The 16,103-nt window shown below is 68.6% G+C and carries 8 protein-coding genes and 3 pseudogenes; 10 read left to right on the top strand and 1 reads right to left on the bottom strand.

The window, feature by feature from the left end:
* A partial coding sequence (locus tag FJ694_RS33660; protein ID WP_157271890.1) for a Tn3 family transposase occupies positions 1–2,531 on the bottom strand: 2,531 nt, incomplete at its 3' end.
* Between the two features lie 170 nt (positions 2,532–2,701).
* On the opposite strand from FJ694_RS33660, the pseudogene FJ694_RS33655 reads away from it, so the two are divergent.
* The 10 genes and pseudogenes from FJ694_RS33655 to FJ694_RS33610 form a co-directional block, all read left to right on the top strand.
* Positions 2,702–3,211 (top strand): annotated as a pseudogene (locus FJ694_RS33655) (Tn3 family transposase); the annotation flags it as partial.
* Between the two features lie 232 nt (positions 3,212–3,443).
* Positions 3,444–6,326, top strand: coding sequence for a PAS domain-containing protein (locus FJ694_RS33650; protein WP_157271888.1), 2,883 nt, complete (start codon positions 3,444–3,446; stop codon positions 6,324–6,326).
* 376 nt (positions 6,327–6,702) lie between these two features.
* On the top strand, positions 6,703–9,378 hold the full coding sequence (locus FJ694_RS33645; protein WP_232540342.1) for an ATP-binding response regulator: 2,676 nt from the start codon (positions 6,703–6,705) through the stop codon (positions 9,376–9,378).
* Positions 9,379–9,453: 75 nt separating this feature from the next.
* Positions 9,454–11,349, top strand: coding sequence for a PAS domain-containing sensor histidine kinase (locus FJ694_RS33640; protein WP_198321143.1), 1,896 nt, complete (start codon positions 9,454–9,456; stop codon positions 11,347–11,349).
* The gene (locus FJ694_RS33635) at positions 11,346–11,987 is read left to right on the top strand and encodes a LuxR C-terminal-related transcriptional regulator (RefSeq protein WP_157271885.1); all 642 of its coding nucleotides are present in this window, start codon (positions 11,346–11,348) and stop codon (positions 11,985–11,987) included. Before FJ694_RS33640 ends, FJ694_RS33635 begins: the two co-directional genes overlap by 4 nt.
* A gap of 152 nt (positions 11,988–12,139) precedes the next feature.
* On the top strand, positions 12,140–12,496 hold the full coding sequence (locus tag FJ694_RS33630) for a hypothetical protein (RefSeq protein WP_157271884.1): 357 nt from the start codon (positions 12,140–12,142) through the stop codon (positions 12,494–12,496).
* The gene (locus tag FJ694_RS33625; RefSeq protein WP_198321142.1) at positions 12,493–13,632 is read left to right on the top strand and encodes a sensor histidine kinase; all 1,140 of its coding nucleotides are present in this window, start codon (positions 12,493–12,495) and stop codon (positions 13,630–13,632) included. The genes FJ694_RS33630 and FJ694_RS33625 overlap by 4 nt, the downstream gene beginning before the upstream one ends.
* 22 nt (positions 13,633–13,654) lie before the next feature.
* Entirely contained in the window at positions 13,655–13,861 is a 207-nt protein-coding gene (locus FJ694_RS33620; protein WP_157271882.1) for a hypothetical protein, read from the top strand.
* 179 nt (positions 13,862–14,040) lie between these two features.
* Positions 14,041–15,153: pseudogene (locus tag FJ694_RS33615) on the top strand (phage integrase family protein); the annotation flags it as partial.
* Between the two features lie 88 nt (positions 15,154–15,241).
* Positions 15,242–15,997 (top strand): annotated as a pseudogene (locus FJ694_RS33610) (IS110 family RNA-guided transposase); the annotation flags it as partial.
* Between the last annotated feature and the right edge of the window lie 106 nt (positions 15,998–16,103).

Raw genomic sequence — 16,103 nt, 5'->3', positions numbered from 1 at the left:
CGCCCCAGATGCTCGGCGGCCCGGTGCACGGGATCGCCCCGCGCCGCCGACCCGAAGCGCTGCATCACCTGCGCCGCCGACACCCGGCCGCTGCGGATGGACGCGGCCAGGCGCAGCAGTTCCGGCCAGCCGCGCTCGATGGCCTTGAGGGAAACGCGCCGTTCCGTCACGGCGTCCAACTCGTCGGGAATGAGGAATGGCCTGGGCAGAAAAAGTTTTCGCTCCGCCAGGTCGCGCAGGCGCGGACACAGGTCGAACCCCAAGACCTTCGCGATGCCCATCGCAGCGTCAGTCCAGCCGTGGGTGTCGCAAGCAACCAATGACAGCCGGATGCGGTCCTCGACGCGGTTGTGCTGCTCGACGCCCTCGATGGCCGCGCCCGCCTGGCGCTCGTTGAGCACGATGGGCTGGTCGTAGACGATCCCCCAGCGGTCACGCAGGTGGGTGTAGATGCCCGCGGCAAAGGTGCGCCGGCGCGGATCGACGCGCGCGTTCCACAGGTGCCGTGACGCATCGAGCGCGAGCATGTCGCTCGACGCCTTGTCGCCTTCACCCCAGAGCGCGGCCAGCGGGATGCGGCTCTGGAATTCAGCCACGCGCTCGTTGGCGCGGCGCAGTCGCCCGCTGCCCTCGATGGCGCGCATGGCCACGAGGATCTGTGCAGCGTCCAGTCCGGGAATCATGTGCGCCACGCCCCGGGCATCAAGGTCCGTACCGTGCGCCAGCAGCGCACCGTACACCGCGATGAGCTCGCGCGCGGAGGTTGCCCGGTGCCCAAGCAGCGCATCGCTGAAGTTGGTGGCGGCATCCACTTCAAGGATCAGGTCGGGCAGCTGAACGTCACCGATGCGCTGGTAGATGGCCTCACGGGTGCGCACCGGTTCGCCATCATCGGGCAGCGCCGACAGGGCTGGCAGATGCAACATGCGATCGGTGCCGATCTCCACCTTGCCCACACGTAATGCCTCCACCACGGCCTGCATGCCCGCATGGATGGCAGCCACCAGCGGCATCAGCAACGCGTCGAACGACCCCGGCACGCCCAGCAATTCCACGTGCTCGCGCTGCTGCAGGGCCCACTGCTGGGGCGGGATGAGCAGTTGCTCACGGCTCTGGAAGCTCAGGGAGTGGTCAATCCATACCGAGCCGCGGCGCAGGCTGCGCCGCAGTGCCAGCATCGTGCTGGCTTCGAAGGCCCGCCAGCCGGCCTTGCGATCCAGCTGGTGCACCAGGCCTTGCCATGCCGCTCCCACGTCCGGCAACTCGTTACGCCCGACGTCCTTGCGGTCAGGGCGAGAGCGCAGCGCTGCCCAGGCCTGCCACTGGACGAAGCCGGCGTCCTTGGGCCCTCCGTGAAACTCCAACCCTGAGAGCACGTCGAGACAGGCATGGACCCGGGTCGAATCCTCGGCCAGCGCCTTGCGCACCCGCGATGCGAAGCTGACCGGCACGGCATCGCCCACCGCTGCCAGCAGCTCCTGCGCCCGAAGCACGCGCTCTTCCCAAGACTTCGTCGCATCGTGCAATACCGCCTTGGCCAAGGCAGCTTGTCGCAGCTGGGTCGTGCTTTCCTGTGCATGCCGGGTGCGGGCGCGCTCGGCCGCTGAGCGTACGAGCTGCTGCGCGCGCCGGCTGACCAGATGCAGCGCCGCGTCGGTGAGCTCCAGCAGCGTCACGCGCAGGAAGCACACCACCTCGACGAGCTGCGCGGCGATCCTGATGTCGCGAGATCTGTAGGGCCGCCGAGCCTGGATCTGTCGTGCGTAGGCCTGCTGCCGTGCCAGCACGACGCCGGAGAGATCCCATGTGTGTACGCCCAGTGACTTGAGGTAGCGCACCTTCTCCATCGTCTCGGCCAGCGTGGTGGGACTGTGACGCTTGGGCGGCGTCTTGAGCCATTCGATGCGGCTCATGTCCGTGCCGGGCCGCGGGGCGTACACAGCCAGCAGCAGCTTCGCGGCCTTCGCGCGGCCCACGGCATCGGCCACGCAGATCACGATCTGCGCTTCGATCTTGGCGAAGGCGTCGCGCGCCCAGTCCAGCAACCGGCGGCTCGACGGAATCAGGATGCGGCGGGTGAACAGCCAATGCCTGGCCGCCTGCACCAGATCATCGGTGTGCGCGGCATCCTGCGCATGCACCTCCAGCGCTGACACGAGGCTTCGTTCCTGCTCGGGATCGAACTCGGTCAGGCCGAGGTATTCCTTGGCCCATCGCTGGTGGGCAAAGAGGGTCTGCTTGCGGCTGTAGATCGACCTCAGACTGGCGATGGACGGGGCTGCCACGCCAAGGGTGGCAGCCGCGTAACGCAGCAGGTTGCGCGGCAGGACGGTAAAGCCGTCCAACGGCCGACCGGCCACGCGCATGAACAGCACCATCATGGCCGCGGCCAGCTGATGTCCTTCGCGGAACTGATCCTTCAAGGCATCGACATCGGCCTTGGTGAGCGTGAAGAAGTGCTCCCGGTCGAATTCGCTCAGCCGTCCTGGCAGGCAGTCGCATCCAACGAAGCGGTCAGCAAAGGCGGACATGGCTGCCTGGGCGCAGGAAGTGGGCCGCTGACTCTAACTGGGTTGAAGTAAGTGCTGCCATCCGACAGCCTGTGATTTCGAAGGCTCAGGAATAAGCGAAAACCCTAAATCAGGCAGCTGCAACCGAACGCAACCGGAAGCGCACCTTTTTGCATCGAAAGTCCGTCCACCCCGTGATGCAGCGATTCGGCTCTGCAGCGCGGGGCGATCCCGTGCACCGGGCCGCCGAGCATCTGGGCCGGCTGCTCAGGACGGTGTTCCTGTGCGACTACCTGGCAGTGGCGGACTTCCGGCGCGAGATCCACACGCTGCTCTCGCGCGGCGAATCCATGCACCAGCTGCAGCGCGCGGTCTACAGCGGCCGGATAGCGCCCGAGCGTGGCCGGCGTCCCGACGAGTTGCGGGCCATCTCGGGTGCTCACAGTCTGATTTCAAACGTCGTGATTGCCTGGAATACCATGAAGATGCACGACGTGGTCCTCGCGCTGCGCGGCAGCGGCATGCGCATCGAGGACGACTGGCTGCGGCGCATCGGACCGGCCCACTTCGGGCACATCAACTTCCGCGGCACCATGCGCTTCGGCATCGAGCGGTACGCTCAATCGCTACTGAAGATTGATAACGCATCCATGTCCATTCGGACAACCGACCAGCGCAAGGCAAGCGCAGGCCTGGCGTGAGCGCCTTGGCAGCTTTCAGGAGAGCCGGTGGCTGGCGTGTCCATGCTGCACGACATCTGCTGCTGTCCTGACGAACACGTCTGGTACAGAGCGGGACTTGCTGGGGTGGCAGGGCCCTACACTGGCCCGCCAACACTTCTTTCGAGGGATACGGCGCGTGGACAACGGGCTGGAACACGACCGGGTGGGTTCTGCTGTGGTCCGCAGTGATGGGGCGCAGGGCTCGGAGCCCATGGAGCATCGGCTGCAGCGCCTGGACTGGCAGGCCGTGGGCGGTGGCTCGGCCATGGTGTTGGGCGCGCCGCCACAGGCGCTGCTGGACTTGATGCTGGCATGCCCGCAGCCGATGTTCATGGTCTGGGGCCCGCGTCAGGCCTGGCTCTACAACGACGCCTTCGTCCCGATCCTGGGGCGCAAGCATCCCGCCGCCCTGGGATGCCCGGTCATGGAGGTGTGGGCCGAGGCCCGCGCGGATCTGGAGCCGCTGCTGGCACGCGTGCTGGCTGGCGAGCCGGTGCATCAGCACGACATCGCGCTGCGGCTCGATCGTCACGGCAGCCTGGAGGAGGCGCACTTCGCCTTTTCCTATACCCCCGTGCGTGACGACCAGGGCAGCGTTGCCGGGTTGTTCGGGGTGTGCACCGAGACGACGCAGCAGGTGCTGGCCGAGCGGCGCCTGGCACACGCGCAGGAGCGGCAGCGCCGGCTCTTCGAGCGCGCCCCCGGCTTCATCGCCATCCTGCAAGGTCCGCAGCACCTGTTCGAGTTCGTCAACGAGGCCTACGTGCAGCTGGCTGGCCGGCGGCCGCTTCTGGGGCGTACGGTGCGCGAGGCCTTTCCCGACCTCGACGGCCAGGGCTTCTTCGAGCTGCTCGACGAGGTGTACGTCAGCGGCCGGCGCCACGTCGCACATGACGTTCCCATCCGCCTGGACAGCGCGGCGGCGGCCGCGGACGAGCGCTGGCTGGACTTCATCTACGAGCCGATCCTGGACGAGGGCGGCCGCGTGAGCGGCATTTTCGTCGAGGGTCATGATGTCACGCCCACACACCGGGCCCGCACGGCGCTGCAGCTCGCCGAGCGCCACCAGGCACTGCTGGTGGAGTTGAGCGACCGCTTCAACGCCCTGGACGACCCGGCGGACCTGGCCCATACCGCAGCCGAGCTGCTGGGCCGGCTGTTGGGCGTGAGCCGCGCCGGCTACGGCACCATCGATCCCACGGCCGAGACGGTCGCCATCGAGCGTGACTGGAGCGGTTCCGGCGTCAAGCCCCTTGCCGGCACGCTGCCGCTGCGCCGCTACGGTTCCTTCGTCGAGGACCTCAAGCTCGGTCGCACGGTGGTGGTGGCCGACGCACGCGCGGACCCGCGCACCGCCCATGCCGTAGAGGCGCTGCGCGCCGTGAGCGCGCTATCGCTGGTGAACGTGCCTGTCACCGAGCACGAGGGGCTGGTGGCGATGCTCTATCTCACCTGCGACCAGCCGCGGCAGTGGCTGCCGCAGGAACTGGCATTCATCCGTGACGTGGCCCAGCGCACCCGCACGGCCGTGGAGCGCCGCCGCGCCGAGCAGCGGCTGCAGGCCCTGGCCGCCTCGCTGGAGCAGCAGGTGGCGCAGCGCACGGCCGAATACGACCGCGTCTGGCGTCACTCGCGCGACCTGCTGGTGGTCGTAGGCGCCGATGGCGTCTTTCGCGCCGTCAACCCGGCGTGGCAGCGGCTGCTGGGCCATGCCCCTTCGGACGTGGTGGGCCGCAGTTTCCAGGACTTCGTCTGGCCTGAGGACGCCACGAGCACGCAGGAAGCCTTGGGGCGCGCAGTGGAGCGGCAGGACCTGGTCAACTTCGAGAACCGCTACCGCCACCTCGACGGCTCGCCGCGCTGGATCGCCTGGCACACGGCCGTGGAGGGCGACCTGGTGTATGCCTACGGACGCGACGTCACGGCGCAGAAGGAACAGGCGCGCGCGCTGCAGCAGGCCGAAGCCGCGCTGCGCCAGGCGCAGAAGCTCGAAGCGATGGGCCAGCTCACCGGCGGCGTGGCGCACGACTTCAACAACCTGCTGGCCGTTGTGTCCAACAACCTGCACCTGCACTGGCGGCTCGTTCCCGGCTGCGCCCAGCGGCCCGAACTGGCGGCCATCGAGCGTGCCTGCGCCACCGGCACGCACCTGACCCGGCAGCTGCTGGCCTTCGCGCGCCGCCAAGCGCTCCATCCCGAGCCCGTGCGGCTGCAGGAGGATCTGCCCGGACTGCGCCAGGTGCTGCAGGCCACGCTCGGGCGGCAGATCGAGATGGTGGTGGAGGTGGCGCCGGACACGCCCGCCATCCGCGTGGACCGCTCGGAGCTGGAAGTGGCCGTCATCAACCTGGCCATGAATGCCCGCGACGCCATGCCCGATGGCGGCGTGCTGCGCATTGAGGCGCGTCCCGCGCCTCGCGAGCCGGCGCTAGTGCGGCTGCAGGTAAGTGACAGTGGGCACGGCATCCCGCCGGAGCTGCTGCAGCGGGTGCTGGAGCCGTTTTTCACCACCAAGGGCCCGGGACACGGCACCGGCCTGGGCTTGAGCCAGGTCTACGGATTCGCCACCCAGGCCGGCGGCAGGCTCGACATCTCCAGCGAGCCCGGGCGCTCCACCACCGTAACGCTGTGGCTGCCTGCCATGTGCAACGCCACATCGGCCCATGAGCCGCCTGCGAGCAACGACAGTCAGCAGCCCGGCCCGGCTGACAAGCCACTTGGCGCCCATATCCTGCTGGTGGAGGACAACGTGGAGGTAGGGGCCACCACACGCGCCCTGCTGGAAGTGGCCGGCGCCACCGTGACCCATGTGCCGGATGCACGGCAAGCCCTGACCTGGCTGCAAGGACCGCAGGCAAGCAACGTGGACCTCGTGCTCAGCGACATCGTCATGCCGGGCGACTTCAGCGGCGTGGCACTGGCCTGCTGGCTTCGCGAACACCGCCCCGGGCTGCCTGTCGTCTTGACCAGCGGCTACAGCGCTGAGGTGCCGGCGGCGCAGGCGCAGGGCTTTACGGTGCTGGGCAAGCCCGTGGCGCCTCAAACGCTGGTGGCCGCCGTGCGGGCAGCGCTGCCGGGTGGGACGGTCCGGTAGTACGCGGCGTGCTGATGGTCTTCGGCGTTGTCACGACCAACACGGGCCACGGCGCCAGCAGAACAGCAGCACTACTTCTCACTTCCGCCATGAATCAGAACCAGGCTGGAAATATGTAATCTCTTAATATAGCTGGGACACTTCACTGGCTGAAGGGCGTGATAACAAGCCGCTGTTCTTATGAGGACAGGTGCAAAAGGCTGTGCCCATCGCGTCACAACACTCCCGATTCCTGGCCCGCTGCGCTCTCGTGGCAGTGGGCTATGCCCTGGCAGGCGCGCTGACAGGCCTGTTTTCCCAACGTTTTGGCATTCCTTCGCCGGTGTTTCTTGCGGCCGGCGTGGCCGCAGGCGTCCTGGCGGCCTGGGGTCTGCGCATGGCCGCTGGGGTTTTCCTGGGGCGGGTGCTTATGGCACTGCTGCTGGGCGGCACCTTCGGCACGCCGCGACTGTTCTGGTCGTTCGAACTCTGGATGGCTTGCGCTGTCACGCTGCAGGCGCTGCTGGCCGCATGGTTGGTCAGACGCTGCCTGCTGCGGCCGGGATGGCAGGACCGGGTCGGCAGCGTGCTCGCCCTGGTGGCCGCGGCCGGGCCGGCAAGCTGTTGGGTTGCGCCGCTGCTGGGCGTGCCGGCGCTGGTGGCGATGGGTCGCACCCCGGCCGACGGCGCCTTGCTCACGGCCTACCGCTGGTGGGCCGGTGACAGCATCGCCGGTGTGCTGCTGGTGCCGCTGCTGCTGGCCGCCCTGTCCGCCCGGGGGTTCCCGCGTCAGGCGACACGCCGCTCCATGAGCATGCCTCTGCTATGGACCGCCTGCCTGGTGACGGCGCTGCTGTACACGCTCGCCGCGGTCGAGCGGCGCAAGGCCGAGGAGCGTTTCTTTCGCGAGGCGCACAGCCATGCCGATGCGCTGGCAGCCCGCTTGCAGACCGTGGAGGCGTTCGCACAGATCCTTCAGGCGCAGCCGCAGGCTGAACCATTGACCAAGGATGAAGCTTCGCAACAGCGGCTGCGCCGCCTGCTGCCACCGGGGGCACAGCTGCACTGGCTTGCCGACGACACAACACGCCACGGGGCGGCGCTGCAGGGTTTGCTGGACCAGGTTCGCCGCACGCAGCAGACGGCCACGCTGCTGCTGCCCGACGATGGCGGTCTCCTGGCCTGGGCAGCCCCGGGCCCGGGGTCGGCCCATGTCACGGTTCCCGTGGCGGCGCTCCTGCCGCTGCTGCCCACCGGGGCTCGGTTGCAGCGCTGCCTGTTTGCAGCCGGCAGCCTGCCCACGGATGCCGCCTGCCACGCCCGGCAAGCGCTCTTTCAGCGCGACGTCGATCTCCCGCTGCCCGGCCTGGTGCTGACGCTGCGCGAGTCAGCCTTGTCCGACTACGTCGTGCAGGATGCGGCCGGCAACTTCCAGAACGTGTACCTGCTGGCGTTGCTGGGCAGCACCTGCCTCGTCTCCTTCATCCTCGTTGCCAAGCGCCACACCGCCCGGGTCGAGGAGCAGGTCGTGGAGCGCACGCGGGCCCTGCGGCGCAGCGAGGCCCGGCTGCAGGGCCTATTCGACGCCGCGCTGGTCGGGATTCAGTATCTCGGACCCGATGGGCGCATCGAGCGCATGAACCCGGAGAGCCGGCGCCTGTGCGGCGTTGACGAGCACGCCCCCACGCCGCTGCTTCTGCGGGAGCTGCTGCACCCAGGGCAGCGCGAGGACATCGAGCGGCTGCTGCGCTCCGTGGTGGCCGGGCGTGCCTGCGGCTGCACCCGCGAGGTCCGGCTGTGCCGCGCCGACGGCCAGGAGACCGACGTGCTGCTGCGCCTGGCTTCCGTGCTCGAGCCCGGCGGTGACGGGCCACTGCCCGTCGTCGCCGTGCTGGTGGACCTGACGGATTTCAAGAAGTTGCAGGCCGCCGAGCAGGCACGGGAGGTGGCGGAGACGACCAGCCGCGCCAAGGACGACTTCCTCTCGCGCATGTCGCACGAGCTGCGCACGCCGCTCAACGCCATCCTGGGCTTCGCGCAGCTGCTGCACGGCCGGCTTGGCGACGATGCGCCCGCCCGGCAGCAGCTCGCGCACATCGAGCGCGCCGGCTGGCACCTGCTGGCCATGATCAACGACATCCTGGACCTGTCTCGCATCGAGTCGGGGCAGATGGCGTTCGAGCTGGAGGACGTGCCGCTGGCCCGGGCCGTGCAGGACAGCGTGGCCTTGCTCGAAGGCGAGGCCCGCGGCCGGCAGGTTGGGCTGGATGTGCAATTGCCCGTTGCGGCCCTTGCCGTCAGGGCCGACGCCACGCGTCTGCGCCAGGTGCTGCTCAACCTGCTGAGCAATGCCATCAAGTACAACCACCCCAACGGCCGCGTCACCGTGCGCCTGGTCCAACAGGATGGGTACGCCGGCGTGGCCGTCGAGGACACCGGCCCGGGACTGGACGCGCAGGCGCTGCGGCAGCTCTTCACGCCGTTCAACCGGCTGGGCTGGCAGCACTCCGATGTGGCCGGCACGGGGCTGGGCCTGGTGGTGGCCCGGCAGATCGCACAAGGCATGGGCGGCCGCATCGACGTGGCGAGCACGCCGGGCGCCGGCTCCACCTTCACCGCCTGGTTCCGGGCCGCCGAAGCCATGGAGCGGCCTGCCGTGGGCACGCCGTCCGGGCCGGAAACCAGCCTGCCGGGCATGGCCGGCAGCGTCCTGTGCGTCGAGGACAACGAGGTCAATGTCGAAGTCATGAAAGCCATCTTCGCCACCGAGCCGGGCGTGCGGCTGTCGATCTGCGGCACGGGCGCCGACGCCCTGGCACAGGCCACCAGCACCTCCTTCGACATCATCCTGCTGGACCTGGGGTTGCCCGACATGGATGGCGTGGCGCTGCTGCGCCGGCTCCGTGAGGCGACACCCCGCTCGCGCATCATCGTGGTCAGTGCCGACGCCAGTCCCGCCACGCAGCAGGAGGTGGTGCAGGCGGGCGCCCATGGCTGCCTGCCCAAGCCCTACGACGTGTTGAGGCTGCGTGCGGCAGTCGGCGAAGGCCTTGCCCGCAGCGCCAAGGCCTGAACCCTGCACTGCCGCGCGCCACGCGCGGCCATGGCGTTTTCACCAAAGACGGCCCGGCGGGCACACACTGCGGCCATGGATGCCATTGCGCCAGCGGCCGGGCCAGCGCCGGGCCCGGACACCTACCGCTGGATATTCGATCACGCCGCGGCGGGTCTGGCCCATGTGGCACTCGACGGCCGGTTCCTGGCGGTCAACGACCGCTTCTGCGCCATTGCCGGGCAGCCGCGCGAAGCGCTGCTGGCAACCACGTACCAGCGCATCACGCACCCGGACGACCTCGCCACCGACGAGGCCCAGGTCGAAGCCCTGCGGGCAGGCCGGATACCGAGCTACGCCATGAAAAAGCGCTACCTGCGCCCGGACGGCTCGGCCGTCTGGATACAGCTCACGGGCAGCGTCATCCGCGCTGGCGATGGCACGCCGCACAGCTTCGTGGCGGTCATCGAGGACATCACCGCGCAGGTACACGCCACGCAAGCGCGTGACGAGGCGCTGCGGCAGCTGCGCGAGCACGAGGCCCTGCTGCGTCAGGTGCTGCACAGCGCGCCCGACCCGGTGTGGACCAAGGATCTTGCCGGGCGCTGGACGCTGCTCAACCCGGCCGCGCTCGCCGTCATCGGCAAGCCGTCCCAGGCGCTGCTCGGCCAGCGCGACGAAGCCGTGTTGCCCGCGGCCCTGGCTGCCATCGTCGGCCGTGAAGACGAGCGCATCCTGCGTCATGGCGAGCAGCTGAGCGTGGAGGAGACGCTGCCCGACGCCAGTCGCGGGGGCGACAGCCGCGTCTTTCTCACCACCAAGGCGCCCCTGCGCGACTCGAATGGCACGATCATGGGCCTGTTGGGTATGGCTCGCGACATCACGGAGCGCAAGACGGCTGAGGAGGCGATGCGCATCGCGGCCGTGACTTTTGACGCCGAGGAGGGCCTTGGGGTCACCGATGGGCGCTGCGTTGTCCTGCGCGTCAATCGGGCGCTGTGCCGCCTCACGGGCTACGACGCCGAAGGCCTGATCGGGCGGGACAGCACCGTGCTGATGGCGCACGACACCATGCCCATGAGCTGTGGCTCCATCCGGGAGATCATTGGCCGTGACGGCCGCTGGCAGGGGGAGGTGGCCTGCCGGCGCCGTGACGGCAGCACCTTCCCCGCCTGGCTCAGTGCCACGGCCGTGCGCGATGCCGCAGGCGATACCACTCACCACGTCATCGCCCTCACGGACATCAGCCTGCGCAAGAGCTCGGAGGCTGCGCTGCTCAAGACTCAACGCGAGCTGGCCCAGCTCGCGCAGCAGCTGATGCTGCAGGAGCAACAGACCACGCGGCGCCTGGCACAGCTGCTGCACGACGGGCTGGGCCAGACGCTTGGGGCGCTGCGGCTGCATGCCGAGATGCTGATGGCCGGCGGCGGGCCGAATTTGCTGCCCGAGCCGCTGCGACCCCATGGCCAGGCAGCGCTGGATCTCATCGCCCGCGCCGTGGACGAGGTGCGCGGCGCACTGGTGGCGTGGCGCCCGCCGCTGCTGGAGTCGCAGGGCCTGGTCGCGGCACTGGACAACGAGCTGCAGCTACGCCAGCGCGATGCGGGTGCGACGGTGCTGCACCTGTCGGCCGCAGCGGCGCTGCTTCAGCAGCGCTGGCCGGCCGAGGTGGAGCACGCCTTCTTCATGGTGGCTCGCGAAGCCGTGGGCAATGCCTTGCAGCACGCCGCGGCCACGCGCATCGAATGCCGGCTCGACGGCGATGCCCGGTGGCTTTGGCTGCTCGTGCGCGACGATGGCAACGGCCTGCTGGTGCCCGGCGAGCATGCCGGCCACCTGGGTCTCGTGGGGCTGCGCGAGCGCGCGCTGGGCATCGGGGCTCGCGTGAAGCTGCAGGGACGACGTGGCAAGGGCAGCCGGGTCGAACTGGAGTGGGAGGCTGACGCGCGGGCCATCACCAGCGCGGCCCGAATGTCAGCAGGTCTGGCATGAGCCGTCTCTACCTGCTTGACGACCACGCCATCATGCGCGATGGCCTGCGCGCGGTACTGCAGGCCGCCGGCCATGTCGTGGTGGGCGAAGGCGACGATGCCACAGTGTGCGTGGCTGAAATCGCCCGGCTGCAGCCGCAGGTCGTCCTGCTGGACCTGAACCTGGCCAAGGGCGGCACGGGGCTGGATGTACTGCAACTGCTGCGAGCGCGCTGCCTGGCTGCACATGTGCTGGTGCTGACCATGTCCGGCGAGCCGCGCAACGTCACGCAGGCACTGGCGCTGGGTGCCCTGGGCTACGTGCTCAAGGGCTCGCCGGCGGTGGAGTTGCTGCGGGCAGTCGAAGCCGTGGCGGCCGGGCGCGGGCACCTGGGTCCGGGCGTGTCGCAACTGCTGGTGCGCCATCTGGCCCGACCCGCGCCTGAGGAAGACATGCTGGCGGTGCTGTCGGTGCGCGAGCGCCAGATCATGCGCCTGGTGGTCCAGGGGGACACGAGCGCGGCCATCGCCAGCCGGCTGCACCTCTCGCCCAAGACGGTGGACACCTATCGCAGCCGCCTCATGGCCAAGCTCGGAGTCGCGGACGTGGTGGCGCTGGTGCGCATGGCCGTACGGGCCGGGCTGGTTGACGACATGTGATCCTGATGAGGCTGCAGCAGTTACCGCTGGCATCCGTACGCAGCATCAAGGTGCCCTGACGGCTGTCGTCAAGGTTTCCCGACAGACGCCGACCCGGTGGCTGCAGGAGAGTGCAGGCGAGCGCCCGTTGCTCTACCATGCGAAGCTGTGCCATGTCGCCTGTTCCTTACGCCGCCATGCTGGTCGCAAGCCACGCTGATGCCTTCGTGCTGCTGCCCCGGCTGCGACGGATCCGGCCAGACCTGGCGTGGCAGTGGCGCGCGAGCATGGTGAGCGCCGCGTTCATGCTCTGCAGCGGCGACTACGCCGTCGCAGTGGTCGACGCCGATCATGCCGAACCGGGCTTCGAGGGACTGCTGCAGCAGGTCTACCGTACGTCAAGCGGCACACGGCTGCTGGTCTTCGCGCAGGAACCGGAACACACAAAGCATGCATTCACGGCGGCATGCAACTGGCTCAAGCTGGTGTCGCGCGACACGCTGGAGCAGGCGCTCGGGAGCCCGCCATGAATGAGAAGCTACCTGCCGTGGACCTGCTGGGCAGCGACCCGCTGCTCGACAACCTGGCGCGCAGTGCCGCCGGCGTGACGGGCTGCCCGATTGGACTCGTGTCGCTGGTGCGGGGCGAGCACCTGTGGTTCAAGGGCCGCTACGGCACCGCCGAGCACGAGGCGGTGCTGGAAGGGTCGCTGTGCAGCCGCACGATGCGCCATGACGCGCCGCTCCTGGAAATACCGGACCTTCAAGCCGATCCTGACCATGTGGCCCGGTCCCGCAAGGCGCAGCCGCCACACCTGCGCTATTACGCCGGCGTGGCGCTGCGGCTGCAAGGCGAGGTGCAAGGCACGCTGAGCGTGATGGGTACCGAGCCGATGCGGCTGCAGCCTGCGCAAGCCGACGTGCTGCAAGCACTGGCACGATGTGCCGAGCAGTGGATGCAGGAACGCCTGTCCGTCGCCGAGGCCCTGGGCCGGCTCAGCCACGAAATGCGCACACCCCTCAACGGCGTGCTGGGCTTTGCGCAATTGCTGCTGGCCGACAACGTGCCGGGCCTTGCGCCGCGCCAGCTGGAATGGGTGCGGCACCTGCACGCGGGCGCAGTGCACCTGCTGTCGCTGGTGGAAGACATGCTGCTCTTCAGCCGGCTCAAGCTCAGCAGCAGCCCGTTGCAAACGCACCCCATTGGGCTGGGTGCTGTCGTGCAGCGCTGTGTGGGCATGCTGCAACCGTTGGCCGCACGCAGCGGCGTGCGCATGCAGGTCTGCTCGATCCCGGGTGACGCGCTGGTCTGTGCCGATGAGCGCGCGCTGCAGCAGGTACTCGTGAACCTGCTGAGCAACGCCATCAAGTACAACCGCAGCGACGGCACGGTCACGCTCTCCGTGGACGAGCTGCCCGAAGCCTGGGTGGTCGGGGTGCGTGACGAGGGCGCGGGCATGACGCCCGAGCAGATGGCACGGCTGTTCAGGCCCTTCGACCGCTTGGGTGCCGAGCGCAGCGGCATAGAAGGTCACGGTCTGGGGCTGGCCATCGTTCGCATGCTCGCCGACAGCATGCATGCCGGGCTGCAGGTGCGCAGTGCACCCGGCCAGGGATCGTTGTTCGAAATTCGGCTCAAACGTCCCGCTCATGGCAAAGCTCGATAAAGCCCCTTGTTCGAGGCTGTAGATGAACGACTGGGAAGAACTCAACAGCGAACGGATCGCTCTGGAGCGCGAGCTGCTTTGCGCCGAACGAGAGTCGCAACAGCACCAGGACAAGACTTGGCCTGATTCGACATTGGCAAACAGCGCGGCCGAGCGTATTGAAGGCTGTCTCGCGCGCCTGAGATTCGTCAACGACAGGCTGGCTCGCCTGGCACGCCCAACCAACTGAGCTTCGCTGCTCTCAAGGCTGGTATCGCTGCGGCCACAGAACTGATGCAGCTGCTGCCTTGCAAGCCGTGAAGGCGGGAATCCTTGCCGGTTGGAAAGAGGCAGCCGCGTTCCTATTTGATGCTCAGGAAATAATTCCCCTTATCGGATCAGTGCCGCCGCAGGCCTAAAGTGGTTGGCATGGAAACGCGCCAGTCCGCCGCCAAGCCTGTCCAAGAGGAGCCGCCGCTGGAACTGCCCGACGCCGCGGCGCTGTCCGCGCTGCGGGCCTGGCACGAAGGCCTGTCCTCGCGCGAGGCCGTGGCGCGCTTCATCCCCGAGCGGCGGCCGGCCGGCGGCTCCTCGCGCGCCGTGATCGGCCACATTCGCCGGCAGCTCGCCGCCTTCGCGGCCAGCCGCCAGCGCGAGGATCTGGTACGGCTCTTCACGGGCACGGCGCGCAAGGGCGCCGCGGCCGCGCGCGCCGTCGCGCAGGCTGTCGAGGCGCTGCGCAGCACCCCCATGCCCCATCCGCTCATCGGCGACGACGTGGGTCGCTGGCTGCCCCCGCGCGTGGCCAAGGTGCTGCGCAAGGCGGGCATCCGGACGCTGGCCGAGCTCACGCTGCGGGTGCCGCGCCACCGGCGCTGGTGGAGCGGCATTGTCGGGCTGGGTCCGGCGATGGCCAGCAAGATCGAAGGCTTCTTCGCTGCGCATCCCCAGCTCACCGAGCGCGCCCGCGCGCTGGTGGCCGTACCGCCGCAAGGCGACGTACGCTCCTGGGAGCACATCATCGTGCCGGCCGAGGTCGATGGCTCCCAGGGCACCTTCCGTGCGCCGCGCGCATCGTGCTCGCTGCGGGCCGACAACGACTACGAGGCCGTGCAGTCGTGGCTGTCGCTGCACGAGGCGCCGGCCACGCAGCGCGCCTACCGAAAAGAAGCCGAGCGCCTGCTGCTCTGGGCCATCGTCGAGCGCAGCGTGGCGCTGTCCTCGCTCACCACCGAGGACGCCGTGGCCTACCGCGCGTTCCTGCGCCGCCCGGCGCCGCGCTCGCGCTGGATCGGCCCCGCCACGGCACGCTCCTCGCCGCTGTGGCGACCCTTCACCGGTAGCCTCTCGCCGCGCTCCACGGCCTACGCGCTGTCGGTGCTCAGCGCGATGTTCCGCTGGCTCATCGACAAGCGCTACGTGCTGGCCAACCCCTTCGCCGGCATTCGGGTGCGCGGCACGCGAGCAGCCGGGATGGACACAACGCGAGGGCTCTCCGGCGCCGAGTGGAATTTGGTCCGCACGGTCGCCGACGGGCTTGAATAATTGAATGGACGCCCCCACTCGAACTGGCATCAGCGTGCCCAAGGTAGTAAAGATTTGACTACCGGAACCGATAGGAGCGTCCGCCATGAACGTTACGACATGCGGGATCGACCTGGCGAAGAACCTGTTCCAGGTGCACGGCGTCAATAGCCACGGCAAGCCCGTGGTGAGAAGGCAGCTGCGGCGCGATCAGGTGGCCCTGTTCTTCGCCAACATGCCGCCGTGCTTGATCGGCATGGAAGCCTGCTCCAGCGCTCACCACTGGGCCCGCAAGCTGACGGCGCTCGGACACACGGTGAAGCTCATGGCTCCGAAGTTCGTCAAGCCCTACGTGAAATCGAACAAGAACGATGCAGCCGACGCCGAGGCGATCTGCGAGGCCGTCGGCAGGCCGAACATGCGCTTCGTGCCGGTCAAGAACATCGAGCAGCAAGCGGCGCTCGCCCTGCACCGTGCCCGGCAAGGCTTCATCAAGGCTCGCACGGCGCAGGCCAACCAGATCCGCGGCTTGCTGGCGGAGTTCGGGTTGGTCATCCCGCAAGGTATCTGGAACCTTTCGCGCCGCGTCCCAGAGTTGATCGAGGATGCGGCTAACGAGCTGCCCAGCACGTTCCGGCAGCTCGTCCAGCGACTACTGGAGAACCTGCAGCACCTTGACAACCAGGTCGATGAACTTGAGGCACAGATCAACGCCTGGCATCGCAACAATCCACTGAGTCGTCGGATCGCTGCCATTCCCGGCATCGGCCCTCTTACCGCCAGCGCGCTGGTTGCTTCGGTGGGCGACGCAAAGACATTTGACAACGGCCGACAGTTCGCGGCGTGGCTTGAGCTGCCCCCTGAATTTCGTCTTCCAAGGGCCGATGGGTACCATCGAGACTTGAGGGAAGAGAAGTGAAGCGGATTCCGAAACAAGAGTACACGGCCGAATTCAAGGAACAGGCCGT

This window comes from Azohydromonas aeria (assembly GCF_009760915.1).
In the GTDB taxonomy this organism is placed as follows: Bacteria; Pseudomonadota; Gammaproteobacteria; order Burkholderiales; family Burkholderiaceae_C; genus Azohydromonas; species Azohydromonas aeria.
The sequence above is the reverse complement of the archived record's forward strand: the minus strand, read 5'-3'. Positions and strand labels throughout refer to the sequence as shown.